Annotated in this window: 26 protein-coding genes and 2 tRNA genes; 8 read left to right on the top strand and 20 right to left on the bottom strand. The window is 35.6% G+C overall.

Annotated features, from left to right (window positions below; genetic code table 11):
- Position 1: 1 nt before the first annotated feature.
- Positions 2-367, top strand: coding sequence for a DUF1304 domain-containing protein (locus QWY87_RS03260; protein ID WP_290288142.1), 366 nt, complete (start codon positions 2-4; stop codon positions 365-367).
- On the opposite strand, the gene tsaB is transcribed toward QWY87_RS03260, so the two are convergent.
- The 4 genes from tsaB to QWY87_RS03240 all read right to left on the bottom strand — a co-directional run bounded on the left by tsaB (position 348) and on the right by QWY87_RS03240 (position 4613).
- Positions 348-1031, bottom strand: coding sequence for a tRNA (adenosine(37)-N6)-threonylcarbamoyltransferase complex dimerization subunit type 1 TsaB (gene tsaB, locus QWY87_RS03255; protein ID WP_290288137.1), 684 nt, complete (start codon positions 1029-1031; stop codon positions 348-350). The two genes, QWY87_RS03260 and tsaB, sit on opposite strands and share 20 nt — an antisense overlap.
- A 16-nt stretch (positions 1032-1047) precedes the next feature.
- Positions 1048-2496 carry a TolC family protein gene (locus tag QWY87_RS03250; protein ID WP_290288134.1) on the bottom strand — a complete coding sequence of 483 codons (1449 nt, stop codon included), beginning with the start codon at positions 2494-2496 and terminating at the stop codon, positions 1048-1050.
- An 85-nt stretch (positions 2497-2581) separates the two neighbouring features.
- Positions 2582-2788 carry a hypothetical protein gene (locus QWY87_RS03245; RefSeq protein ID WP_290288131.1) on the bottom strand — a complete coding sequence of 69 codons (207 nt, stop codon included), beginning with the start codon at positions 2786-2788 and terminating at the stop codon, positions 2582-2584.
- A gap of 127 nt (positions 2789-2915) precedes the next feature.
- A complete protein-coding gene (locus QWY87_RS03240) occupies positions 2916-4613 on the bottom strand; it encodes a tetratricopeptide repeat protein (protein ID WP_290288129.1) in 1698 nt (565 codons plus the stop codon).
- A 160-nt stretch (positions 4614-4773) separates the two neighbouring features.
- Between QWY87_RS03240 and QWY87_RS03235 the strand changes: the two genes are divergently transcribed.
- Positions 4774-5562, top strand: a complete 789-nt coding sequence (locus tag QWY87_RS03235; RefSeq protein ID WP_290288127.1) for a hypothetical protein — start codon at positions 4774-4776, stop codon at positions 5560-5562.
- Positions 5563-5599: 37 nt separating this feature from the next.
- Here QWY87_RS03235 and QWY87_RS03230 read toward each other — a convergent pair whose 3' ends face one another.
- From QWY87_RS03230 to cyoE, 7 genes are all read right to left on the bottom strand, one after another.
- Positions 5600-6118 (bottom strand): DUF420 domain-containing protein, encoded by a 519-nt coding sequence (locus QWY87_RS03230; RefSeq protein WP_290288125.1) that lies wholly within the window; start codon positions 6116-6118, stop codon positions 5600-5602.
- Positions 6119-6125: 7 nt separating this feature from the next.
- The gene (locus tag QWY87_RS03225; protein ID WP_290288123.1) at positions 6126-6764 is read right to left on the bottom strand and encodes an SCO family protein; all 639 of its coding nucleotides are present in this window, start codon (positions 6762-6764) and stop codon (positions 6126-6128) included.
- 24 nt (positions 6765-6788) lie between these two features.
- Positions 6789-7445 (bottom strand): thioredoxin domain-containing protein, encoded by a 657-nt coding sequence (locus QWY87_RS03220; protein WP_290288122.1) that lies wholly within the window; start codon positions 7443-7445, stop codon positions 6789-6791.
- Between the two features lie 66 nt (positions 7446-7511).
- The gene (locus QWY87_RS03215; protein WP_290288121.1) at positions 7512-7859 is read right to left on the bottom strand and encodes a cytochrome C oxidase subunit IV family protein; all 348 of its coding nucleotides are present in this window, start codon (positions 7857-7859) and stop codon (positions 7512-7514) included.
- 16 nt (positions 7860-7875) lie between these two features.
- On the bottom strand, positions 7876-8853 hold the full coding sequence (locus QWY87_RS03210) for a cytochrome c oxidase subunit 3 (RefSeq protein ID WP_290288119.1): 978 nt from the start codon (positions 8851-8853) through the stop codon (positions 7876-7878).
- Positions 8854-8976: 123 nt separating this feature from the next.
- Positions 8977-9537, bottom strand: coding sequence for a cytochrome c oxidase subunit 3 (locus QWY87_RS03205; protein ID WP_290288118.1), 561 nt, complete (start codon positions 9535-9537; stop codon positions 8977-8979).
- Between the two features lie 7 nt (positions 9538-9544).
- The gene (gene cyoE / locus QWY87_RS03200; protein WP_290288117.1) at positions 9545-10429 is read right to left on the bottom strand and encodes a heme o synthase; all 885 of its coding nucleotides are present in this window, start codon (positions 10427-10429) and stop codon (positions 9545-9547) included.
- 206 nt (positions 10430-10635) lie between these two features.
- Between cyoE and QWY87_RS03195 the strand changes: the two genes are divergently transcribed.
- Positions 10636-10707 (top strand) — tRNA-Gly (locus QWY87_RS03195).
- A gap of 135 nt (positions 10708-10842) precedes the next feature.
- Positions 10843-10928: transfer RNA gene (locus QWY87_RS03190), tRNA-Leu, on the top strand.
- A 283-nt stretch (positions 10929-11211) separates the two neighbouring features.
- Here QWY87_RS03190 and QWY87_RS03185 read toward each other — a convergent pair.
- Both QWY87_RS03185 and QWY87_RS03180 read right to left on the bottom strand, forming a co-directional pair.
- Positions 11212-11673 (bottom strand): hypothetical protein, encoded by a 462-nt coding sequence (locus QWY87_RS03185; RefSeq protein WP_290288116.1) that lies wholly within the window; start codon positions 11671-11673, stop codon positions 11212-11214.
- A 177-nt stretch (positions 11674-11850) separates the two neighbouring features.
- On the bottom strand, positions 11851-12309 hold the full coding sequence (locus QWY87_RS03180) for a hypothetical protein (RefSeq protein ID WP_290288115.1): 459 nt from the start codon (positions 12307-12309) through the stop codon (positions 11851-11853).
- 330 nt (positions 12310-12639) lie between these two features.
- Between QWY87_RS03180 and QWY87_RS03175 the strand changes: the two genes are divergently transcribed.
- Positions 12640-13485: a DUF4382 domain-containing protein gene (locus tag QWY87_RS03175; protein WP_290288114.1), complete on the top strand. Its 846-nt coding sequence runs from the start codon at positions 12640-12642 to the stop codon at positions 13483-13485.
- A 109-nt stretch (positions 13486-13594) separates the two neighbouring features.
- Here the strand turns inward: QWY87_RS03175 and QWY87_RS03170 are convergent, their stop codons facing one another.
- The 3 genes from QWY87_RS03170 to QWY87_RS03160 form a co-directional block, all read right to left on the bottom strand.
- Positions 13595-14089, bottom strand: coding sequence for a hypothetical protein (locus QWY87_RS03170; RefSeq protein ID WP_290288112.1), 495 nt, complete (start codon positions 14087-14089; stop codon positions 13595-13597).
- A gap of 106 nt (positions 14090-14195) precedes the next feature.
- Positions 14196-15698 carry a hypothetical protein gene (locus QWY87_RS03165; RefSeq protein ID WP_290288111.1) on the bottom strand — a complete coding sequence of 501 codons (1503 nt, stop codon included), beginning with the start codon at positions 15696-15698 and terminating at the stop codon, positions 14196-14198.
- Positions 15699-15802: 104 nt separating this feature from the next.
- Positions 15803-16669 carry a class II glutamine amidotransferase gene (locus QWY87_RS03160; protein WP_290288110.1) on the bottom strand — a complete coding sequence of 289 codons (867 nt, stop codon included), beginning with the start codon at positions 16667-16669 and terminating at the stop codon, positions 15803-15805.
- 361 nt (positions 16670-17030) lie between these two features.
- On the opposite strand from QWY87_RS03160, the gene QWY87_RS03155 reads away from it, so the two are divergent.
- Complete coding sequence (locus tag QWY87_RS03155) at positions 17031-17843, top strand: hypothetical protein (protein ID WP_290288109.1); 813 nt, start codon at positions 17031-17033, stop codon at positions 17841-17843.
- A 91-nt stretch (positions 17844-17934) separates the two neighbouring features.
- Positions 17935-18825 (top strand): DUF2268 domain-containing putative Zn-dependent protease, encoded by an 891-nt coding sequence (locus tag QWY87_RS03150; protein WP_290288108.1) that lies wholly within the window; start codon positions 17935-17937, stop codon positions 18823-18825.
- An 18-nt stretch (positions 18826-18843) separates the two neighbouring features.
- On the opposite strand, the gene QWY87_RS03145 is transcribed toward QWY87_RS03150, so the two are convergent.
- Positions 18844-19719: an SDR family NAD(P)-dependent oxidoreductase gene (locus QWY87_RS03145; RefSeq protein WP_290288106.1), complete on the bottom strand. Its 876-nt coding sequence runs from the start codon at positions 19717-19719 to the stop codon at positions 18844-18846.
- 211 nt (positions 19720-19930) lie between these two features.
- Here QWY87_RS03145 and QWY87_RS03140 point away from each other — a divergent pair, with 211 nt between their 5' ends.
- Positions 19931-22966 carry an AsmA family protein gene (locus QWY87_RS03140; RefSeq protein WP_290288104.1) on the top strand — a complete coding sequence of 1012 codons (3036 nt, stop codon included), beginning with the start codon at positions 19931-19933 and terminating at the stop codon, positions 22964-22966.
- 75 nt (positions 22967-23041) lie between these two features.
- Here the strand turns inward: QWY87_RS03140 and QWY87_RS03135 are convergent, their stop codons facing one another.
- From QWY87_RS03135 to QWY87_RS03125, 3 genes are all read right to left on the bottom strand, one after another.
- Entirely contained in the window at positions 23042-23491 is a 450-nt protein-coding gene (locus tag QWY87_RS03135; protein ID WP_290288103.1) for a MerR family transcriptional regulator, read from the bottom strand.
- 132 nt (positions 23492-23623) lie between these two features.
- Positions 23624-24226 carry an HD domain-containing protein gene (locus QWY87_RS03130; RefSeq protein WP_290288101.1) on the bottom strand — a complete coding sequence of 201 codons (603 nt, stop codon included), beginning with the start codon at positions 24224-24226 and terminating at the stop codon, positions 23624-23626.
- A 106-nt stretch (positions 24227-24332) separates the two neighbouring features.
- Positions 24333-26291, bottom strand: a complete 1959-nt coding sequence (locus QWY87_RS03125; protein WP_290288099.1) for an adenylate/guanylate cyclase domain-containing protein — start codon at positions 26289-26291, stop codon at positions 24333-24335.
- Positions 26292-26296 lie beyond the last annotated feature (5 nt).

Raw genomic sequence — 26296 nt, 5'->3', positions numbered from 1 at the left:
TATGAAATACCTGATCCTTTTTTTAGTTTATTTAGTTGCCTTTGAACACATCTATTTTATGATTTTAGAAATGTTCTTCTGGACAAAACCTAAAGGATTAAAAGCCTTTGGAATGAAGCTAGAACAAGCCGAAAGTTCAAAAGTTTTAGCTGCTAATCAAGGCCTTTATAATGGTTTTTTAGCTGCCGGTCTGATCTGGGGCGCAGTCGCCCAACTTAACCATGTCATCATTTTTTTTCTGATATGCGTTGTAATAGCCGGAATATACGGGGCTTATTCAACAAAGAAGATAAAACTATTTTATGTTCAGGCTGTTCCTGCACTGATAGCACTGGTATTGATAGGGCTTACTGGAAATATTTTTTAGGTTTTCCAGCTACAAAATCCTTGAGATAGAAAGGCTCAAAATAGGCAACGTCTTCAAATTCTGATACCGTGTACTTTTGTGCAGACATCATTGCCATTTCTTTGGCAGAAGGATAGATATCAGTTAAAAATCTTGCATTATCATGTTTGATAAGATTACTGCATTTTTCGACTCCATCACCTGCAAAATATACGATTCCAGACCTTAATAAATCCTGAAATGAATTTTCGTCAATAATTTCAGCCTTCGTCTCTCTGATCTGCTGGTATTCATTATCAAAAATAGCACTGTAAACTTCCATTCTTCGCGCATCTAACATAGGCACTACAAGAGCTCCTTTTTCCAGTGACACTTGTCTTGCTATACTTTCTAAAGTCGAAATAGAAATTAATGGCTTCTCTAGGGCATAACAAAGACCTTTTGCCGCTGAGACACCTATTCTTAATCCTGTATATGATCCAGGGCCTTTACTGATAGCAATGGCGTCCAGCTGTTTCATAGCAATTCCAGACTCTTTTAAGACTTCGAGAATAAAAGTATGCAACTTTTCAGCGTGTGAAAACTTACCTTCATTTATCTCACTTATCGCTAATAAATTGCCCTTATCGCTAATGCTTACGGAGCAGTTTTTAGTTGCAGTCTCAATGTTCAGGATAATACTCAATATTCAGATTTAAAAATTATAAATTACCAACAGGGATTCCGTAATAGTACTCCAATAATTTTACTCTAAAAATAAAATCATATTTGGCTGTTAAAAAATCGGCATTTGCCGTGACCAATCTGTTTTTTATTTGACTATAATCAAAAGAGTTTAAAACACCCACGTCAAAACGTTCTTGAGCATATTGAAAGGAAACCTCACGAGCTTCTAACGATCTTTTGGTCGCATCATATAATTTTAAAGCCCCAACAGCATCTTGATATACCTGATGGATTATTTTTTCAAGATCTAGTTCTTCTTGTTCTAGTTGGTATTTCTGCTGTTCATAGTTGATCTTCGCTCTTCTCACATTATTTGAGGCGCTAAACCCATTAAATACTGGGATTTGCAATGACACTCCAAAAGAACTTCCTTTATTCTGGTCTAATTGATCGAAAAAACTATCAGCTGGACCAGAAATCGGTACGAAATTTGGCGAAATAACATTATCCCCGCTTGTTTCGACTACTCCAATAACTCGTGTTGGATCATTTGGATCAATTTCTGACCCGATAATTGTGCTTCTATCTGAAGTCCTTGAATTATAATTGAAAAAACCTGATAAGGTAGGCTGCAGTGCTCCTTTAGCCAATTTCACATCGCTTTCTGCAATTTCAATATTCGTTTGAGCTACTTTGATCTCATTTCTTGTTTCTAAGGCTTTTTCATAAATCATATCTACCGAATATTCAGGTAAATTGACAAGTGGTAATGTCTCGATTTCCTCATTCGCGATATCAAAGTTATCGTATTCCTCTAGTTGTAATAACTGAGCAAGGGATATCAACGCTAATTGCACCCTGTTTTGAGTTAGAATCAAATTCTGTTCGTCACTGGCTAAAGTGGCTTCAACATCGAGTAAATCTCCTCTAGGCAGTGTCCCTGCCTCTACTAATTGCTTTGTTCTTGCCAACTGTTCTTGGGTAATCTCTACTTGAGGAATAGCAACATTTACTGCTTCCTTCCCAAAAAGCACTTCCAAATAGGCATTGATTACAAATAAGGAAATATCATCCTTCATCTTATCCAGTTGGTATTGACTAGACAGAATGCTAAGTTCAGCTCTTCGCAACTCATTCTGATTTCTTAAACCTCGGTAAATGGCAACCCCTGAAGAAATGCCTCCATTTGTAGTCTGTGTTGTTTGGTTGATTAATACTCCAGTTGTAACATCTGTTGTCAAACCTGAGTTCCAGGCAGCTGAACTATTAAGATTCAAATTAGGAATAAAATTTCCTATCGCCGCTCTTTTATCAACCTCTGCCAGTGCAATGTTATTTTCAGATTGCTTTACACTGATATTATTTTCAATGGCATAATCTACGCAATCGCGTAAAGTCCATTTTTTTATTTCTGGGTTGGTTTCCTGAGACTGAACAGAAAATATAAAACTGAATAACAAAATCAGGCTTAGTGGTGCTTTCATAAATATGGAATTACAATAATGGAATTTTGAATATAAGACGAGGTGTTAAAAAATTTGTTACACTATTTTTTAAAAATTATCTCTTTCAAGATTTCTTCCAACTCCTATAGAATAGAAACAAGGCCACAGTAATCAACAAATAAGGGAAGGCCATCAAGTATACTATCCCTGAATTAATACCTTCTGCCACCTCTTCACCGCCTTGTTCCACCACGGCACGGCACATTGCGCATTGCCCGAATGAATCAAGTGATATAAATAGAACAGCTAGTAAAAGAAACTTTCTTTGCATGAAGTGTTATTAAAGCTTTTGAACCAAACAATATCGTTTCAAAAGACCATGCAAAATTACACATAAGGTTAAAACTGGCCAAATCTAACCAATGAATACTAAGTAAAACTTTAAACAGATGGGCTGACTAGAGAACCGAACTATTTATCTTAATATCCGCATGTTGCCAGGCGATGTCAAACTCTTTCTTGACCTGAGCAGCTTCCTCAAGTTTTTGCTGACCAATAAGACTTTCATGAAGACCCATTAACGACCATCCATTTTGTCTATAATAGTCAAGGTCTTCTCTGTAGATTTTTTCAGCTTCTACAAAATTTCCATCTTTCAATAATAAGACTCCTAATTGCTGCCTGGTTGGAATATACCATTCAGCGGGTTCGTTATAAGGTAATTCATCCTCATACTTTACCGCATTTTGTAAATGAGTGATGCCTGCAGAGAGATCTCCAGAAGCGGCCTTAAACTCACCTGCTAGCGACTCATAAGCCACTATGGCAATATTTTCATGACCCAATTCTTTATCTCTATTCTCGAGTGCTGTTAATTCTTCCTGTGCTTCCTTCAAATTTCCTTTACGTATAAAAGCTATTCCTCTGGAATAATTCCAAATCATTTTGAGATAAGTATAAGAATCTCCTGGATCTGGAGTAGTTAGAATTTCGTTCCATTTACCAAACCTTATATAAGCTAATAAGGGAGTGGAAGCCAAATTTTCAAATACTTTGTCACCTTCGAGCAAACTCGGTGATACCTTTTCAGCTGTTTTTTTTGCAGCATCAATTGATAATTTCTCATTACCCAGCATACTTGCCGCTGACCATAAAAAATGGATATTATGCGGATAATAGCCCAAAGGATACATGCCCTGAGAATAACATTGTGAAATATAATCCTCATCGACTAAAATAGCGGCTTGATTTACCTCGACTGCCTCTTTATACCTGCCTACCCTCATATACACATGACCAGGCATATGAACCATATGCCCTGCTCCTGGCATTAAGTACATCAATTTTTCGGCGCTTGGAACGGCCAGATCAGGTTTTGGTAATTCAACCATATGAATATAGTAATGATGCGCCCCAGGATGTTCAGGGTTTAATGTGACTGCTTTCTCAAGGGCTTTTTTAGCTTCAGGAATATTTGGAGAAGGATTTCCATCTTCGTCCCAATAATCCCATGGTACGGTATTCATGATTGAAGCGGCATATAAAGTTAAAACATCTGCATCCTCTGGGAAATCAGCTGCAACCGAACTCATGGCATTCATATAGGCCATATTCAAGTCACTCAAATCTGCAAGCGTGTCTTGACTATATCTAGAGGACAAGGCAATGATAAGCGCCTTCTCTTTTTTACTCGTATTAACGCTCTTATCCATAGCCTCCTGAACCGCTTCATAGGCCTTTTGTCTTCTTTCTATAGTTGGTGTCTGGTCATTAATATTAGGACCTAAAACCAAAGCCTGCCCCCAATAAGTCATGGCCGATCCAGGGTCTAGCCTTGAAGCTTCTAAAAAAGAACGGTGTGATTCAGCATGGTTAAATGCAAAGCCAAGGTTTAAGCCTTGATTAAAAAACAACTGGGCTTGTGATGAACTTGTATTTATTTTAAATTCATGAGCTCCAAGATTTTTAAAGAGTGGTGAAACTTGTTTTGTTGAATCAATCTCATCTAATAGAAAATTAGTCGATGTACATTTAATAGGCTTCATCCCCACCTTTGTTTTGGCTTGCACCTCATTTATGGCTCCGGATTTGAATAAAAAGACGAGTAATACACAACTCGATAATACAAAAATAAATAGGCTCAGTTTGGTTTTCATTTGTAAAAAATTAGAATAAAGGCCCTTTAAAATTATTGAAGTTTTTCAATTAAAAATACCTTTGTCGTTGAATATCAGCTAAATATACAAAATTTTCTATCTGGTTGCGAATATTATTTAGTAACTTAAGCAAAACAGTACTAATTAAAACCAAACTATTATGAAAAAATTATTGATGATTGCGGTTGTAATGCTCATGACATTTCAACTGGCTGCACAGGAAAAACTTTATCTGGTATTCGAGTTTATGAAAGTAGATAATAAGCAGGAAGCGGCTTATGGAGAAACCGAAGAGTTCTGGGCAAAAATTCATGAACAAAGAGTTAAGAATGGAGATATTATCGGATGGGATCTTTGGAAATTGCAACCAGGTGGTGAAGACCAGCATTTCCAATATCTTACAGTAAATCTTTATAATGATCCGGTCAAAATGATGACTAATGCCGGCGATTTTGATGCCGCTCTAAAAGCAGCCTATCCTGATATGTCTGAAGAGGATCTCAATAAAAAAATGGAGATGACCGCAAAGTCAAGAGACTTGGCAGTGCGTATTTATCTTGAAGAAATTGATGTGACAACCGGTGATTTCACTATGCCAGTAGGAACTGTTGCTGCCATTAATATGATGAAGGTGGCAGCCGGTAATGCGAGTAAGTATGAAAAAATGGAATCAGAAATCTTTAAACCCATGCATCAGAGAGATGTTGATAATGGAGTTAGAGAAAGCTGGGGTCTTTTAAGGTTCATGTCTCCTTATGGAAGCGATGCTTACGCAACGCACATCACGGTTGACATGTATAAAGATTACAACCAGTTTTTCAATCCGCCTGAAGTAGCAGAAAACCCTGCTCCGACAGAAGCGCAAATGAAACAGATCAACGAAGGAATAGCATCTAGAGATCATCGTTTTATGTACCTCGCTACCTTGGTCATGACCCACAAAAAATAGAAATGTCAAACTGCCGGGTTTATTAAATTCGGCAGTTTTATATTTGGTAATAGGGTAAAATCATAAAATAAACAATTACCCCACTAATGGTTACATAAAACCATAATGGCCAAGTAATCCGGGCAATTTTCTTATGCTTTTCTATATCATTTGTTATGGCCTTTACATAGGTAATTAAGACAAAAGGGATAACGATGATTGACAGTAAAATATGCGATATCAAAATTATAAAATATACATATTTTAAAACTCCTTGTCCTCCATAGGAGGTAGAGTCTGATGTCATATGATACAATACATACATAATCAGAAACAGTGCAGAAAATATAATGGCTGTTTTCATAACACGTTTATGCAGCGTAATATTCTTCATTTTTACAGCCCATAAAGCAACGATCAATAAGACAGCCATGATGGCGTTAGTACCTGCGTAAATGGGTGGCAGAAATACAGGCAATTCAATATCCAGCTTTACGCCAAACAACACAGCCACAACCAATGGAATAGCAATGGATAACACAATAATGATTCGATTATATTTTTTTGATTCTTCCATCAGTTTTCTATTCTTTTAAAAGCAGTTTGATGTCCTGTTTCAGCCATTGAATTTCTTTTTCATCAAGCCCGTCATAGAATTTAATTGGATTTTCTATCTCTCCGTTTACAACGGTCCGAGACCTGATATAGCCATTTTTATCAATAAGGGCAAACAATCCTGAGTGCTCGAATCCTCCTTCGACATCTTTATTTTCTCCGGCATATAATTTGAAACCATCATTTGAAAATGAATAGACATCCGCCTTATCTCCAGTTAAGAAATGCCAGTTCTTTAGGGTAGCCCCTTTTTCTGCAGCATAGGCTTTTAAAACTTCTGGTGAATCTCTTTCCGGATCTATAGATACAGAAACAATCCCAAAGGCAGGATTTCCATAAAACTCGTTTTGAATCTTGACCATGTTCTCATTCATTTTAGGGCAAATCGTAGGGCATGAAGTAAAGAAAAACTCTACTACATATACCTTGTTCTCAAAGTTACTATTTGATACTATTTGATTGTCCTGATTTGTAAATTCAAAAGGAGGTACTTTTTCAAATTTCAGTAATTCTGTACCGCCAAATACCCTTTCCACAATTTTAGGTACAGCATAAATACCAAAAACCAAAACTATAAATGCGATTGCAACGTAAGAATTTTTTTTCATGCTAGTGAGTCTTAGAAGATCCTTTTAGATCTGTCTCTTATTGTTATTCTTTTTCAATGCAAGCCTGTATTCGGCCATGACGACTTTTACATCGTCAACCATTTCTTGATGAACTGTTGCCACTGATTCAGCATTATAACCAAATAACAATCCTTCTTCGGCAGCTTCTTCATCATTTCTGCCTCTCAGATTCAGTTCTCTGTCAATGATGAAAGCATAAGGCGTATACATGTGATCATCTAATTCATATGCAGTTTTTAGGCTGCCAAATATTTCTTTGACTTCCTCTTCACTACCAAACAAAAAACGCCATTTATCAACATTGTAAGTTGCTCCAAGTTCTTTTTTTAATTGCATCGCATCGGCCTCTGCCCCTTTAGGTAAGACGACAATAAATTGAAAGCCTTTAAATCCATAAAAATGCTTGTAGATCTTCTCGTTTAAATTCAAGGCATTTGTTTTATGTTTTAAAAGATCTGAGCCCAAAAAACACAAGACACTTATATTGTTCTTCAGTTGGATAGAATCTTCTTCCGTTAAGTGTGAAATTTCACTAACATTAGGTGTTAAAACGGGTAATTTTGCAAAATTGTTTGTACCCGTCAGCAGGAACAAGTAAAACAATAAAGGCCCGAAAAACAGGATAGATAGAACAATTGTATTTTTTCCTGGTTTTGCCATAAAGTAAAGGTATAAAAAAAGTGTTTTGAAAACTCAAAACACTTAATAGATTCGTTTTAATGTGGATTAGTTATAAGTCCATCTTGTCCATTCCTGATCAATGATTCCAGCAGCATCTCCTTCGTAAAGCAAGAAAAAAGCCAAATAAGCGATTAAGAATACTACCGGCCAAACAATTGATCTTCTCAGCCATGTTTTCTCATCCTTTAAATGCATGAAATACCATGCGATCCCATAGGCTTTAACCAATGTAAGAATCAGGAAAATCCAATTTAAAATGCTTGTCCCCAGAACCTGAGTCAAATTCAAAGCTGGCGGCTTTACAATTCCAAGAAATACTTCAACAATAGTGATCAAAGAAAGGAAAGCGAATACTTTCCAAATTAAAGCTGTGTGTGATTTAGCGTGTGACATTTTATAAATAAATTTTTTATATCAAATAGAAGAATGTGAATACAAATACCCAAACAAGGTCAACAAAGTGCCAGTAAAGACCAACCTTTTCAACCATTTCATAATGACCTCTACGTTCATAGGTACCAACGATCACATTAAAAAAGATAATGACATTGATCAAAATTCCAGAAAAAACGTGGAATCCGTGAAACCCAGTAATAAAGAAAAAGAAATCGGCGAATAAAGTTTTACCGTATTCATTTTCTGTTAGATTAGCTCCTTCAACTACCATAGTAGCTTTCTCAAGAAACTTATTCGCTTCATCTCTGGAAACTATCGTCTTCTCTTTTGTTTCAAGATTGATCAATTCTGTACGCATGCTTATGTCAGGATTGGCTGCAAAACCAGCTTTTACCTGTTCAAGCGTGACAGAAGGAATTGAAGATTCTTGAACAAACCAGAGTCCGTTTTCTTTTTTGTGTTGTATTCTATCGCTTGGCGTATCTGATGCAAAACTCCCTAAGCTAATCTGATGGCCAGAACCATCAACAAACTGAACAATTTTTCCATCTTGTAATTGAACGGCACCATAGCTACCAGCGATAAATGTCTTCCATTCCCAAGCCTGAGAACCAAGGAAGATCAAACCACCGATAATCGTGAGCCCCATATAAACAATTACTTTGCCTTTCTGCATATGCTTTCCTGCGTCAACAGCCAATACCATCGTTACAGAAGAAAAGATCAAAACAAAGGTCATAAATGCCACATAGTACATTGGAAAATCACCATGTATAAATGGAATATGCGTAAATACCTGATCAGCAATTGGCCAAGAATCAAGATATTTGAAGCGAATAAATCCATAGGCTCCTAAAAATCCTGAAAATGTAAGGGCATCAGACATGATAAAGAACCACATCATCATTTTACCATAACTCGAATCGAAAGGTTTATTCTCTCCTCCGCTCCAAGCGCCTCCCTTTGGGGAATCAGCAACAGTTGCCTCCATATAAAAAGTTTATTTAATTGATCTTTTTTATAATATAAAACTGACTTTTATCATGTTTTACACTAAGCAGCAAAAATATAAAAATTATTGATAAATAGAATCAATAAGGCAAAAATGTTGGGTTTAACCGATAAAATAGAAAAAGACAAAAAGATAAATCCACAAAGCATCAACAAAATGCCAGAAAATCGAGCCTAAAGAAAAGCCCAAATGACTTGCTACTGAATACTTCCCAGTTATATTTCTGACTAAGACAGTTATCAAAGCTATAATACCTGCAAATATGTGAAGTAAGTGTGCTCCAGTTATCACATAAAGAAAAGATGAAGCTACATTACTTTGCTTTCCAGTAGTATAAAGACCAGCCTCAATCAGTTGGTTAAAACCGTTGAACTGATAAAAAACAAAGCTCAATCCCAAAATCAATGTTACCACTAACCATAGCGTTGTTTTGGTTTGCTCTCCAGCCAATAAGTTTCTTTTGGCAATATAAAAACTCAAACTACTCAAAATAATGAGTATCGTACTAATGAAAAACGCACTGGGAAGTACAAAACTCACCCAGTCTTCACGACCTTTACTCACTACATATGCACTAGTCAAACCCGCGAACATCATGGTCATACTGATCATAGATATCCATAACATCTGCTTAAAAGTCTTTTCTTTTTTCTTCTGTTCCATTATGTAACTAGTGTAAAAATTTATCTATGACAAAAATAATCTGGATCAAAGTTATATATAAAACACTCGATAGCATGAGCTTTCTAGCCATTATATCAGATTGTTCTTTATGTAATTTAACTCCGAAATATAACATGACCAATCCTAAGCCAAAAATAACAATGGCTGAAACTGGCAATAAATACAGGCTTCCTGTATATCTAAAGACAGGAAAAATTGAAACAATCAACATAAAAACCGTATAAATCAGAATCAACCTTGATGCTTTTTTATTCTTCTCTCCTGTTGGCATCATGTTAAAGCCCGCTTTTTTATACTCATCAAATTGTAACCATCCAATAGCCCAAAAATGAGGAAACTGCCAAAAAAACTGAATCATAAACAACATACCCGCTTCAATTCCGAATTGCCCTGTTCCTGCCACCCATCCTAACATAAAGGGTATAGCGCCTGGAATGGCTCCAACAAAAACAGATAGTGGTGTTACAGGTTTTAAAGGTGTATAGGCACTTGTGTATAAAAAAATAGAAATAGCTCCGAATAGGGCTGTTTTTTCATTGATGTTATACAATATGACAAGACCAGTGATGGTTAAACCAACAGCAATGATCATCGCTGTATTAACTGATATGCGACCTGTTGGTATGGGGCGGTCCATGGTTCTTTTCATTACCGCATCAGGAACTCTCTCAATTATTTGATTAAAAGCGTTTGATGCGCCTACCATGCAGTAACCTCCAATTGAAAGTAACACAACAGTTTTAAAACTGACGACATCCACAGCGAGCAAATATCCGGCGATTGAAGAAAATACGACGCTAAGCGATAATCCAAACTTTGTAAGTTCTTTTAAATCGCCTATTACATTATGTTTAATTGCTACCGCTTCCAAGTTGCTAAATGCCTGTTTTTAAAATCGGTGCAAATATATCCATTAATTAAGATTAACTGCATAAAAAAATATTAAAAATATGGACAAAAAGCTTTGCGATTTATTAAATTATATTAAATTTGCGCCTGCCTAATAAGAAATAGAAGATGCGTTTTGAATATTAGGTTAGCAATTTTTAATTGCTTCGTTCATTGACTAAAACTAATGCGAAAGTAGCTCAGTGGTAGAGCACCACCTTGCCAAGGTGGGGGTCGCGGGTTCAAATCCCGTCTTTCGCTCTGAGAGTTTAGATGATTTTTTAAAATAATTTTCATCTTTGAAAGAAGGTAGCGACCTAGTCGCGCCAGCCTGCCGGCAGGCAGGGGTTCAAATCCCGTCTTTCGCTCCACTTTAATTATAACCAATAAACACATGCTCGGATGGTGGAATTGGTAGACACGTTGGACTTAAAATCCAATGAGCAGTAATGTTCGTGCGGGTTCAAGTCCCGCTCCGAGTACATGAAAGAAGACCAGGTTTTTATAACCTGGTTTTTTTGTTTTCTGACGTAACCGTTGCGCTTGCGCATAAGGGAACGGAAGGAAACAAAAAAATACAGACGCATAGCGGCTGGATCTTTTTTTGTTAATTGACCCGACAGGGACTCAGCGAAGCTAATTCCCGCTACATTTCTCAACAAACTTGTAAATATTGGAAGAAAACAAAAAAATGCAGACGCCCAGCGGATGTTTCTTTTGTCAAACTTCGACGTACAGGGACTCAGCGAAGCTAATTCCCATGTGCTACATCCCAAAGATTTTCTCAGCTTTTCCTTTAACTAACCAAGAGGAATAGTATCGTTTGTCTTTTTTTCCCTGAACCAGAACAAATCTAAATGAGCTTACTCCAAAGGACTTTCTAAACTGTATCTCAACTTTCTCTTCGGTAAAATCTAAAATATGAGGCGCTTCCGGTAAACTATCAAAGCCACTCAATACGGCATCCTTCAGCTTGAAAAAATGTTTTTTGTCATCAGGAAAATGAAAAGTCTTGTATCTGGCAAAGCGCTTTTTTTTAATGTCTCGAAAACGAACTTCGTAAAGATTGTTTTTTAGCGTGATCTCCACTTCGACTACATTCATTAACTTTACTTCACTAACAAACTTCTCCTCTTGTTGAGCCTGAATCATCAGGGGATAAACCAATAAACACAAACACAACCATTTTTGAATAATACCGCTCTTTTTGATGAATTCTGATCTCATGATCTAAAGGTATGAAATCTAGCAATAATGTCTGTTTTATTGCCTTTTACATTATAATATAAATGGCATGTATTCTCGCTCCCAGTTCCAATAAGTTGAACTGACAGGGACTTAGCTTTCTATCCACATTATGAAAATTGATGAAAACATGACTATTTAAACATATTGTCAATTAGGCTAAAGTTTCAGTCCTGGTGGCAATGAAATCTTATTCTCAGGATTAGAACAGTACATTAATAACTGATTATTAGCTGCTTTACTTCGTTCAATTGCTGAAAGGTCAGCATGCTTAATGTCTAAAGTATATTTTACAAGAGAGGCCACATATATGGATTGAAAATCACTATACTCCTTGCCTAAATTCATTATGCTTACATTTAATATGATTCTATGATCCGGAGTTCCTGTCATCCATTTTGCAATGTATAAAACTGCGTATAAACGATTCAATGTATCCAAATCACTAGGTTTATTTATAAGGTACTCCGAACACTTTAACACCTCCGATTCTGCATATTTATAATCTTCAGGAGTTATGAATTCTTTTTGAGACAGACGCTCAAAATCTTGAGAATATGACGTTACCGATGTCAAGCAAATAACTAAAAATAATACTGTGCTGATTTTTTTACTCATAATAAATGTATAAGAATACCCAGGTATTAATTCTGATCCTCGTTTACCATCAAAAACAGTCAATTGTGGTAATCCTCTTTTTTGGAAATCTCAAAAATCGACAAATATTTTCTATATGACGCTAGATTTTTTAAGATTTTATTCTTTAGAAAAACGTGACATATAACTCCAAGAGTTTCCAAAATAATCCCAATTGAATTAAAAGGCAATTGGTCTGAAATATTCAACTGCATTACCGACCCTCATTTTCCAATCAGTGAGAATGCGATTTTACCCATCTTAAGAATTCCCTCAGAAATCAATACTAGTTTTACCTTAAAATTAAATGCTATGAAAAATAATGTATTAATGGTTGCCATATTGCTATTTGCGATTTTAGGCTTCCAAAGCTGTAGTGATGAAACTGAAAAACTTGAAAAGACCTCGAGACTTCAATTAAAGTTAGTCGATGCTCCTGGTGATTACCAGGAGGTAAATGTTGAGATCATTGATGTTCTCTACAACAGTACAGAAGATGAAGGAGGATGGACGAGTCTTACACCTGAAGATTTTACTCCAATTGAAGTTGATTTAACTGAACTGATTGCAGGCAATGAACTTTTATTGTCAGATGTAATAATTCCTTCCGGGATGCTAAAACAAATAAGACTTGTTTTAGGAGATAATAATACTTTAGTTATAGAAGGAGAAGCTGAAGTAATCGACCTCGACACACCCAGTGCGCAGCAATCCGGATTAAAACTTAAAATCAATACAGAATTAATACCTGGATATTCTTATACGTTTATTCTTGATTGGGATGTTCAAAAATCTATTGTCAAAGCAGGAAATTCGGGTAAGTATAATTTAAAGCCCGTCATTAGAGTTAATGCCGACGTAAATTCCGGATCTATTTTTGGCCAAGTGGTCGCAAAACCAATTATGAGTAATGGTACAAATGAACCAATTCCATTAGAGGGCGCTGTAGTTAGGGTTATTACAATGAGTGGCGATGATATAACAGGAACAGAAACCGATGATAATGGTGATTTTATTATTCAAGGGCTTGATCCTGGAGATTATAAAATCAAGATTGAACATAACAACTATATTGGTTATGAATCCGATATAATTAATGTTTTTGTTGGTAAGGCCACCGATGCAGGAACTATAGAATTATTAGTACCTGTTTTTTAAAATAAACGTTGAAAAAACAATAAAAAAATCCTCCTTATTTCTAAGGAGGATTTTTTGTTATCACTACATCACAACAACATCTTTTAAAATAGTGTTGAGAAGCATATGTTTATTTGACTGAATATCCTTTGCCTTCCATACAAACTGCAAATGCTTTATTATAATCAGCTGCAAGGTCTGCACTAACATTTGCCGCAGCCTGATCATTGGCCTGTTGCTGTTGCGCATCTCCTCCTTTTTTTGCTCTAATTCCTCGAGCTCCTCCAACTGTGGCTCCTATAGCCGCTCCTTTCCCTGCATCTCCTGCAATGGCACCAACTGCAGCACCACCAGCTGCTGATCGAGCAGAGCTCTTAACAGCGGTTCCATCAGCAGATGTATCTACTTGTTCAGATTGTACTACTGTTGGGTTAATTGGGTCATAACCTGTTTGGTTGATCGCCCATTTATAACATTCAGCTTCATCAGCTTCTTGTGTCGCTTGATCTTGATCATTGGAAGGAAATACATGAAGTCCTAAACTTTTCGACATACTTTGGGCAGATGCGCTTTGCATACCCAATCCTAAAACTCCTAACATTAAAACTAATACTACTTTTTTCATCTCTTTTAATTTTGCTGCAAATGTACTGATTTTGAGTCAGAAAGCGAGGGTAAAAAATAGCTTCAACTCTAAAAAATATGTTAATTATTACCCTCTTCATTGCTTATTAAAGCCCAACAGTCACTCCTAAAAATAATGCAATTTCATTAAGACTGGCGCTGGCTGAATTGTCTTTTCTTCCATAAAGGGATTGGTCTAAAGCTGGAATATACTCTACGGGATCAGTAAATGAAACAATCTGTTGCATGTTCTTGTTCCTTCCATAAGTATATTGAACACCAGTAATGACTTTGAAATTCTTCATCGAAAATACAGGCCCTACTGAAAAGTGGTATTTATCCAAATGTATCCTGTTTAACTCAGTCTCATCTCCAAAAATTACTTTTTGATCGATCTCGGCTACAGTAAAATCAGTTCTAAAACCTCCTAGTAAAAAGAAACTGGGTGATATAAATTGCTTCCAGCCAATCCCAACATTGGTTACTGATTTAGCCTGTGTGGTATAAGACATGACTGGGTTATCAAAAATATTATCATAGATATTTCCAGCATCATTTGGTGTTGAAAATGAAACGACCGAATAAGGGTCAATCTCATGAAAATATTCACTGGTAAGAGAAATGAAATTCTTTTTATTCTTTGTAAAATACTGCAGTCCTAAGGCAAATGAAAAAGGGCTTTTCACATTAGCCCTAACCTTCCTTTCGGCCTGAAGGCTTGCTTCATTAGAAACAAATAGGTCTTGATCATTATTAAAAATATTACTTCGAACAGCTGATTTTCTTAAATCTCCCTCACCGTAAATGTGCAAGTTTGGTAAAGTAATATTCGCACCGATACTTAAACGGTCATCGCTCGTTTTATACCTTCCTCCCAATTTAAAGACAAAACTCAAATCCCAATATTTGATTTCCTCCTTAAATTTATTTTCTGAAATATACTTCGCAATAAATTGGTCTTTAACCCTAACAGAATCTGTTTCCTGGTAGGCATCCGCATCTTGTTGATAAATATATTTCATCGTTTTAATGGCCAAAAAAGAACTTGCTCCAATAGACCAGTTTTCGGATAATTCATAAGAAAAACCTGCGCCAACCCATATATCTTCATATTTCCTTGAATATTTTAGATAGCCATCATAAGTCTCTAAACCGAGAGTTCTTTGAATAACATCAATCTCATCTGTATGCTGCACAGTAAAATTAACGTCCTCAGATACCGGCGACAGAATTGCAGCTTCCACTCCAAATTTATCACTCTTGGTAGGGAAAAGATAGGAAACAAATCTGGGCTGCACTTTAAAAATAAACTTATCAGCATCTATTCCTTCCCCGGCTATATTGTTTGCTTTAAAAAATTGTAAAGAGAGCACATTCGCACTTATAGAAAGCGACGGTATACTGTCATTGTCAATTAGAGAAGGATTGTAAAAAACAGAAGAAGCACCTGCATTTCCTCCAACAACTGATCCTGCAAGAAGTACTGAAGGTGTATTAAAATTCCATGACCAATAATTATCACTTTGTGACTGTACCAATGAATAGCAAAAAAAACTACAAACGATTGCGAACAGTCTTAGCTTGTGATATGCAATATAATTTCCTGACAAGTTTGATTTTTTTTGAAATATCTTTAGATAATGAAGAATGGAAAATACTAAAAAAACAGGAAACGCTAACTAATTTTTTATGATTTGATTTATCAAAGTGACAATCAATTTATTGGTTTTATCTCTACACTCATGTCTTCTTTTACCATGATACAATGATTTTCTGGAACTTCCTGCCAAAACTCTTTATTGTCATTCAATACTTCAGAAGAAATAAGCACTGAATTCTCATTATTAGTCATTGGTTTAAAGGTTAAATCACCATCTTCTGACACACAACACTCTGCATTAGAGGCAATGTGCAATGATCTGGTTTCAACTTCTGGTTGCGTACTATATCGTGTGGCAATTAAGGCCTTTCCATTGGTCAATACCAAATTATAAAGTGATGGTGCGTCCATTTTTTCCTCCTTTTTCATCTTTTCTATTTCAGCAAAAGTCTGAGACAAACAATAGGAAAGATCATCCAAAGTAAGAGAACCTTTTTTCCTTTTTAACGCTCCTGAAAAAGTAATAAATAAAGCGAAGATATATTGCGTATCCGTCTGACCTTGAATCCATTGAAAAACCTCGTCATCCAAACGACTGATCAATTTTTTTTTGATTTTAGCAAAATCGTGGATGCCCCCGTTCTGCATCATTAAAAATTCTTTGTATTGAAACGGGTGGCTGTTTTGGATCGACACGCCACCTTGAGTAGCTGCCCTAATATGGGCCAATAGGCAATTTGTCTTGATCATGGATGCATTGTAGGACAGATTTTCATCGTTCCAGGCGGGTCTAATCGATCGGAATAAGGCAGGTTCTTTTCTTCTGAAGTGATTGTACCATCCAATACCAAATCCATCTCCGTTAACCGTCATTTCTGCCTCAAGTGCATGATAACTTTGCTTCATAAGAGAATTCTTTGGCTTAAGAAGCAATTCATCTGCAAAGATGGGTTTACCGATATAGGCTATAAATCTGCACATGGAGATTATTTTAGACTTTCTCTATCAATTTCCTAAAAAACATTGTTCGAAAATCGCCTATTAAAGTTACAGTTTTTTTTGCATAATCTTATTGAATTTAGCGCATAAACATGTCAAAAAAATACTTTCCCCTCTAAAATTGGTTACTCACTTAAAATCCTTTCTTTTCACTATTTCAGATTTAATTGATAAATTACTTAATTCTCAACATTTTACCTAAATTATTAGCAAAATCAAAATTCCATTTTATCCCCTTCGAAAAGAAAACAGGCCCCTTCGCAAAGAAATTCGGGCAGTTGGTCCTATATCATTTGTCTATCCTCCTTAATCATTATACCTTCAATCAACCAAACCTGACATTATGAAGTGGGCTTTTGTCTTCGTTTTTTTCTGTTTACTATCTTCAAAGAATATCTATTCTCAATCATATGCAAATCAAGGTATTCCATTTGATGATCAAGCTACAACACAAATCGATAATCACGCGAATTTTTTGCCTTCCTTTTTAAAACTTGATTTACAATATGACAAATTTTCCTACCTAAATTATGATGCCATTGTTGATTTCGTAACTGTTCTTCTATTATTAGTAATCGCTTTTTTTGTTGTCATTACACCCCTAATTTTAATATTATCCTGGAGCTACTTTTCCCAAATTTATGTAAAAAAATACAGGGAAATTTTCAGTATTAAAAAATGGCTTATTAAAAAGAGACCGCTAAGCGAAAAATATATTCAAAAGGATCTTTGGTGGTCTTATCGAAAAGTATATTCGAGTATGATAGGCTTTGGCATTTCAATCATCGCCTATGCATTTTTCTCTATTAGATTCATGACTTCTAACTTTAATACCATGGAATTTGCCATAACTGAATATTTTAGTTTTCCTTTTAGGGTGTTGAAAAATTTAGAATGGACGGAAAGCAATCAAATTTCTATAATCCATTTAGATGACCTTTGGGATGAAATGTTTTTAATTGTTATCATGTCTTTTGTTTTCTTTTTGATTGGGGCTCTAATCGGATCTATGATGGTTGATCTCCGATTAAAGTTGATCGAAAAAAAGTTACAGGCGCTTTCAAAGCAAGCGAAATTGAAAAAAGAAATGTTCTACATAAAAATCAATGAGAAAATTGAAGTAAAAAGTCGAATGAAAGCAGAGCAGGTTTCTTAATTCCAGAATCTAGAAACTCGTTTCATTTTGAATAGATATTTTCTATCTTTATTTCGACATAAATTACCATCCATTTATAATTAACCACCTTATGATTTTAAGACGATTCGTATTAATTGCTGCAGCTTTGATCTTTTCACCCACTCTAAAATCACAGGAAAACTTCTCAACCAATCCACTCGAAGCCCAGTTCATCACTGAAGATGTTGATCGATTCTGGACGGCCTTTGATGAAATGGAGCAGACAGGGAACAATACATTTCAGAAATATATTGATCAGGGCAGCCCGGGCTTAAAAGGTTTTATTGACAATAGGATTATCAATGCTGATTCACTTTATAACATGGTTGCATCAAGAAAAAGTGACTATTTAAAATCAAAAAACCTTCTTAAAGACCTGGAATCAAAACGAAAGAGAATTGTCTCTATTTATGCTGCTATGAAATATTGGTATCCTCAATCTGTATTCCCTCCAATCTATTTTGTAGTTGGACGCTATAATTCCGGAGGAACCGTATCAGAGGCTGGTGTGATTCTGGGAGTCGAAAAACAGAATGACCTTAATGGCTTACCTGGACTTGTAGCCCATGAATTGATTCACTTCCAACAGAAGAGTCTGGGTGAAGACGAAGATCTTTTATTTCAATGTATTATTGAAGGAAGTGCCGATTTTATTGGCGAGTTGATCTCAGGAGAACAAATAAACGGTGACGCATTCACCTATGGAGAAAAGAACCAAGAGAAGCTCTGCAAAGAATTCGTCCAGATCATGCATAAAAGTAATTATAACGATTGGTTATATGGCACTTCCGGCAAGGATGATCGGCCAAATGATCTTGGCTATTGGATGGGCTATAAAATAACCGAGTCCTATTTTTATAATCACGCTGACAAGAAAAAAGCTATCGAGGAGATCCTCCTGATGAATGATGCAAAATCATTCTTAAAAATTAGTGGGTTCCTCGATGAATATGCTGAATAAAAGGCCTTTAGAAATATATTACACCTTTTTACTTTGCTCTCTGGCATCCAGTCCAAAACTTTCCTGAACTGCTTTATACCAAACATCATCTGGAGCTGCGTTCCAATCTACCCATTGTTCATCCGACATTGAAGCTCTCCAATCTAAAAAAGGAATCGCATCCGGGCCAACAGGATGCCTTAAATCCCATGTGCCGCTTTCAACTATATTTAGAATCGTATCAGCTACCAAAGTTGGTGAGGTCGGGTTTTCGAGCGAAGCTCTGAACATTCCGGCAAATCGCAAAGCTTGCGGGTAATTTACATTTGGTTCAGAATCTTGTATATCATTGGCCATATCTGTATTGATAATACCTGGTTCAACAATACCCACCCTAATGTTAAATGGCTTTACTTCCTGAGCCAAAGCTTCACTAAAAGCCTCAAGTGCAAATTTTGAGGAAGCATAAGGAGCTAAAGGGGAGCTCGAAATATGGCCAGATATTGACGATATATTGATGATGCATCCATTATTGTTTTCCCTCATTAAAGGCAATACGGCTTTCACACAACGTATCACACCAAAATAATTTGTTTCCATGACATCTCTAAAAACAGAAAGATCCATTTCTTCAATAGCGCCATGTCTTTCTATACCAGCATTGTTAACTATAACATCCAAGGCACCACTTTCGTCCTGAATCTGATTTAAACAATTGATAACCGAATCATCATCATTAACATCCATTTGCATCATAGATATGGGTAAAGATTCACCTATGATTAATTCTTTTAATACTGTTGCTCCTTTTGGGTTTCTCATCGTTGCATACACTTTGTAACCTGCTCGAGCGAAGCCTATTGTCGTATCAAGTCCTATGCCTCTGTTTGCGCCTGTAATAACTGCCGTCTTCATAAATTGTTTATTTAAAATTGATTTGATTATACTATTATTTCTATTTAAGAAATTGAAAATAAGAAATTCACTAAGGCAAATCCAGTCACTTAGGACCAAAGGCCATTGAAACTACCCAAAGACCCCTTTTTCTTTATCAAGCAATTATTTTGTATTTTAGAGACTCTTTTTTTGATAGATTTCAGATGAAAGAGACATATCCAAACCAAACATGAATCAAAGGCTTTTAAAAATTTTAAAAATAACAGGAATTACGATTATTTCTATAGTCTTTCTTCTTGCTGTTGCAATAGGTATTGTTTTTCAGTTTGTACTCACGCCTGAAAAAATTACACCAAAAGTTGTTGAAGCCGTCAATAAGAATCTCAATGCCGAGCTTTCAATTGAGGCGATTGAACTTACTTTTTTCAAAACATTTCCTAATTTCAAACTTGAACTTGAAAATGGTTTTATACTACCTAGTAATGACAGCGTTCATGGCGCTAATTCACGCTCAAATGACACCTTAATCAGTTTTGACTATGGCGTAGTGAGCGTTAACCCAATTGCCTTTCTTAGCAATAGTATCGATGTAACAAAGTTTTCATTTGAAAACCCAAGCATCTATGCCCATGTATCTGAAGAAGGAGAAGTCAACTGGAATATTTTAAAAGAAGATCAAAAAAAAGACAGTCTCCCTGATAAAGAAATTAAAGGGGAAAAATTCAATGCAAATATCAACCTGGAAGAAATTTCAATTATTAACGGAAACCTTGTATTTGATGACCACTACAGTGACAATTTTATACGATTACAAGGCTTTGACATGGATCTTTCAGCTGAATATAATGAGAAAGACATCATCCTTGCTCTTCAAACACAAAGTGATAATTTAATTTTTAGAAAAAAAGGAAATACCTATACAGATCAGTTAAGTCTGATTCTAAATACTGATTTTCATGTAAATCGCAGCACTAAAGTAATCGATCTGAAAAATGCAAAAGTTGGTATTAATGACATTCAATTTGTTACGGAAGGAACTTTGTATCCCAAAAGAGATGAAAAACAAATTGATGTTGATTTGCATTTGAATTTGGAGGTTCCTACCTTGAATACTTTGATAGATTTAGTTCCAGATGCTGTTTTTGATAAAACTGATAATTATACGGCCGAAGGAGATGTTTCGATTATGGCAGACATAAAAGGCGTATACAAGAAAGGAGTAATTCCGGCTATCAATGCGCATTTTAAAATTAATAATGGCTCCATTTCTTATAAGGATCTGCCTAACAAAATCGACCTTATCGAGGCTGATATTGCCGCTTATATTTCACCTGAAATTAATACAGGATCTCATTTTGATATTAAAAATATCACCCTTAAAGGGGTTGGAACTGAAATAAGCATTAAAGGAAAAGGAGAAAATTTGTTTGATAATGCTGACCTCGACATCAGCGTCGATGGAAAAATTGACCTTGAAGCAATGGAGAAAAGTTTTCCATTTAAGAAGAGTTTAAATTTAGCAGGCGCCGGAGAAATTCATATTGCTTCTATTTTTAATATCAATGATATCCGAAATCAGGATTATGGAAAAATACAGGCGCTCGGAACACTGAACATGAATCAGATTATTTTTCATAATGAATCAGATAGCCTTAAACTTATTCTCGACAAGGCTAACATACACTTAGAACAAGATCAGAACAGCGACTTATTAACTGAGACCTCGACAAAGGTAATAGGAGGTAAAATTCTTATTCAAAACTTAGAATTCAAGGATGGCAAAAAATCTAGTGGAAATTTAGACCATTTAGATATTAAATTTGCCTCAACTGCCATAAAAGATTCAACTAAAGTATCTGTTATGAAGGCTACTGTTTTAATTAAAAATGGGAACCTTAATCTAGGAGACTCACTGCTAGCTCAGCTCAAATTTGTCAATGCAAACATTAGTATTGAACCCTACAAGTTGGATAAGAAGATTCCTAAAATTCATTCTGTTTTCCAAATAGATTCGACAGGAATTAAATCAAAAGGGCGCTTTTTTGCTATTTCAAAAGGAGCCTATGAATTGACTTCTATAAGAGTTGACAATAACTGGCCCGTCAATGGTCATATTTCATTTGACCAACTATATGCCTATACCCCTACTTTTCCGCTGCTGTTAAAAATGCCTCAAACAAAGATTACATTCAAACCAGGCGTTATCAGTCTCGACCATGCAAAAATTGAAATCGGTGAATCTGATATTGAAGCTACCGGGAAAGTATATAAAATTGGAGAAGCCTTTTTTGACGATAAAATGTTCATTGGAGAACTTGAAGTAAATTCATCTTTAATTGATTTCAATGAATTTATTCAAGCTATTAATGAGGGGGCTCAGCCGGTTGAAAAATCTACTGAAGAGATCTTGGCTCAAGACAAGTCTTCAAATAAAACAGAAGTGGCTGAACAACCAAAGTCGTTTGTTGTTCCTCAAAAACTTGATCTAAGTCTAAAAAGTCGTTTTACGAAGCTGAAGTATAAAACATTCATCATTGATGATGTAGTGGGTGTCATCACTATTAAAGATCAGAAAATCGATTTGGCTAATTTACAAATGACAACTATGGCGGCCAAAATGACCACTTCAGCTGCCTATACATCGAAAGAGGCAGGAGTTGCGGCCCTTGATTTTGATTTTAAAATTTTTGATATAGATTTATCTAAGCTCACTGAACTATTACCTGTTCTTGACACATTATTACCCATGGTCGATTCTTTTGAAGGAAAGGTAGATGCACGAATGAAGGGAAGTACTATCATTGACAAAAATCTTGATATGAGTGCGGCATCTATTGATGCTATGGCAAGAGTTGCAGGTACGAATCTGGTGGTGCTAAATGGAAAAACTTTTGAGAAAATGGCGAAAATGCTATTTTTTAAAAATAAGGAGAAAAATAAAATCGACACCTTAGAATTTGCCATGATCTTTAAAGACAAACAGATAGAAATCTTCCCTTCTATGGTAACTGTTGACCGATATAAAGTGGCCATTGGCGGACATCATAATTTAGATCTGAGCTATGACTACCATGTATCCATATTAAAATCACCCATGCCATTTAAAGCAGGTATTGATTTGAAAGGAACAGAAGAGGATATGGATTTCAAGGTCACAAAGGCTAAATACAAACACCTGTTTTCAACCAAAGAAAGGCAACAAAAAAAGGCAGATACTACCTTGATACGAAGAAAAAATGAAGTCATAACCAGCCTTCCATTTTAGGCTGACTAATTAAACCATTCCCATAAAAGCATAATGCTGAAGGTCAGATTTAATTCCAGACCCCAACCATCTACATCAAGTATTTGTAATTTCTTTGATAAATTGCTTCGGGCCTGAGCATTTTTCAGGTAGTTTATACACTTCACATGTACGGCAATCGGTATTACGACACAACAAACCTTTGTTGGAGGCTGTCCAACAAGGGCTTTTAATGGAAGTATATGCATCGCATTGTAACCGATCTTCCATGTCACATGATCTAATGATCCAACATGGAATAATTGAAAACAAGGCATTGATGCCCGCAACATTCAGACCCTGATCATGTAAATAATTTCTGATACATTTTAACCTGAGTATATCTACCTCAGAAAACAAATGTCGGTTCGTTTCTGTTTTAAAGGGAATGATCAATCCTTTGTCAATATATTGCCGGATGGAATGGGCGGGTGTAAAGGACAATTTTGAAGCCACAGCAAGTGTGTAAACCGGTTCAGAACTATTGTTGTTTTCGAGTGATTTCATCCCAGCATTATTTTAAGGCTTAAACAAGGATTGTGAAAATTATTAACTCCGTTAGAGCTAAAAAGTTTTTACCATTATAAATTTAAGTTATTCTAACGATCATTTTAGTGACCAATATCATATAACTTGCCGTCAAACTGCTTTTCTACCCTTAAAGGAAACCTTGTGTTTTAATTCTGCTATGCGCTGTTCTTTCAATCCTTGCCTTCTTTTTTTTGCGAATTCGGTATGGTAAGTATGGTTCTCTAAAAAATCTATTTGGATCCTGTTCCACTGGGTTTTATCAAAAAACTCAGACTTTTCGAGTAATTCCTGATATAGCAAATCACTTATCTCATAAAAATCCTTTCTACCTAAATAATCAAGATCGACATCACAAATAATGCGCTCCAATAAATTTTTAGGCTTTTGTGGTAATTTGGTAGCCAGAATAAGCTGGGTAACCACCTTTATATCACTTTTGGTAAAGTCAAACTCTGTCATCAATTCGTTGGCAATCTTTGCTCCTTCCAACTCATGATCATCTACAGAAACTGTAAAACCAATATCATGCAATAAAATACTTATTCTCAATAATTTTGCCTGATAGCTGTCAATATCGAAATACCTAATATATTCCTCACAATTTTTAAGGGCACTTTTTGTATGACGAATGCTGTGATAATGAAGTTCTACAGGCAGCTCAGAGTGCAACAAATCCCAGGATTTCTTTCTCAGTTTATTGTAACCACGCATAATTTAAATTTTATATTGATCTAAATAAATAATCGGACTTTTTCAATTAGTGTCTCAATGATTTTATTAGGTCTTCTATAGTAACGGGAAAAGTTATCGATTTATTTTAAGATAAATGATCCGTCTTCTTAGTATTCACAAAAAACATTTTCATCATCCCTTTGTTCTTGACGTCGATCTCGCCACGAAATTCACAATCGTATTGGTCTTTGATCAGCTCATAAGTACTTTCAGAGATATTAATTTTACCAGGTTTTGATTTTGACTCCATTCGTGATGCTACATTTACGGTATCACCCCAAATATCATATGCGAATTTTTTGGTCCCTACAACACCAGCAACAATAGGACCGGTATTGATCCCAATTCTGATATCAAATTGCGTAAGGTCAGTCATTTTCGTTTTCTTTGACGCTTCGATAAATTCGACAATCTCAAAAGCGGCCTGCACAGCTCTAAAAACATCGTTTTCTCCAGGCTCTGGCAAACCTGACACACACATATAGGCATCCCCAATCGTTTTTATTTTTTCCACATCATACTTCTCCATGATCTCATCAAACTTAGAAAAATAATAATCAACGCTACTCACTAGTTCTTCAGGCTCAAGGTTTTGGGCATAGGCCGTAAAACCAACAAAATCAGTAAACAGTACAGTAACCGAATCAAAACGCTTGGCTTTAACTTTCCCAAATTCCTTTAATTCCTGGGCGGTTTCCTCGGGAAGAATATTTAACAACAGTTTTTCGGAACGGTCCTTTTCTTTTTCAATGATTAAATTGGTTTCCCGAGTAAATTTATATCTTCTATATAAACTTATGGCCAGTAAAACAATTAAAAACAAAGCTATACCCGTAGCAAAGAGCATATTTTTCTGTCTTCTTTCTTTAAATTCCTGAATTTCTGCCTCTTTTTCTAACAGTCCTATTTCATCTTCTTTTTTAGAAAGATCAAAATCAAATTGAAGGCCTCTTATTTTATCGTCAGTTTCTAAATTGAATAAGGAATCTTTCTCGGCTTCATATAATTCCTGGTATTGATAAGCTTTATCGAAATGACCGTGAATTGCATAAGTTTCAGACATTCCCTTGTAAATATCTACCAGAGATTTGTCAGTTTCCATTTGTTTACTTACTGACTCAGCCTCTTTATAAATATTTATGGCTTTAGAAAAATCACTATCCTGATATAATTTCCCTAAAGGTATTAAGGTTTGTACTGTCTCCCATTGTTGTTTGTTTTCCTTAGCAGATTCATATGCCAAGTTCAAATATTCTATCGATTTATCAATATCTCCGATTTTTTGTTCAACAGTACCCAACATGGTCAAATTATGAGTATATTCAGGTGTGTCATCGTTCAGAGGGAGAGCTTCTTTATAATATTTTAAGGACATTTCATAATCTCCTTTTTTCATATAAACCTCACCTAATCCCATTAAATAATAAGTTCTAAGCTGATTATTGTTAAGGTTCTCTGTATAACGCCCCATCTGATTGAAATATTCCAGAGACTTGTCATATTCCCTAAGTTCACCATAAATAGCCCCAATACCATATAGAACTGTTGTCATTTGAAAGGTGTCTTTTGCTTTTTCAGCAAAGCCTAAGGATCTTAAATAATTATCGAGTGCCTTGGGAAGGCTTCCTGCCTGAAAATACAGTGTTCCCAAATTATTAATAATATTCGCCATGCCTAAAGTATCGGGCACCGATTCAAAAATTTCCAGAGATTTTGTCCAATCATCAAGGGCCTCCAAATAATCTCCCCTGTTATAGTATACCAAACCTGAATTCTTTAAGGCATATCCCATTCCTTTCTTAAAATTCAGCGAGGTAGCCAGTTCCAAAGCTTTGGACGCGGTTTCAATAGCCTCCTCTTCATCTTGATTCCGTCTCAACAATACACTTAAATCATTCAGTGTATTTACCATGGCAGTATCTTTTGCTCCTGTTTCAACAATGCCTTTTAAGCTGTCTATTTTGACGTTTTGTGAGAAACCTGGCAAGCATGCCAATAAAAACAGGCAAACAGCAGCAAAAGATACTTTATGATTTATGATCATTTATA

Source organism: Lutimonas halocynthiae (genome assembly GCF_030409835.1).
Lineage (GTDB): Bacteria > Bacteroidota > Bacteroidia > Flavobacteriales > Flavobacteriaceae > Lutimonas > Lutimonas halocynthiae.
The sequence above is the reverse complement of the archived record's forward strand: the minus strand, read 5'-3'. Positions and strand labels throughout refer to the sequence as shown.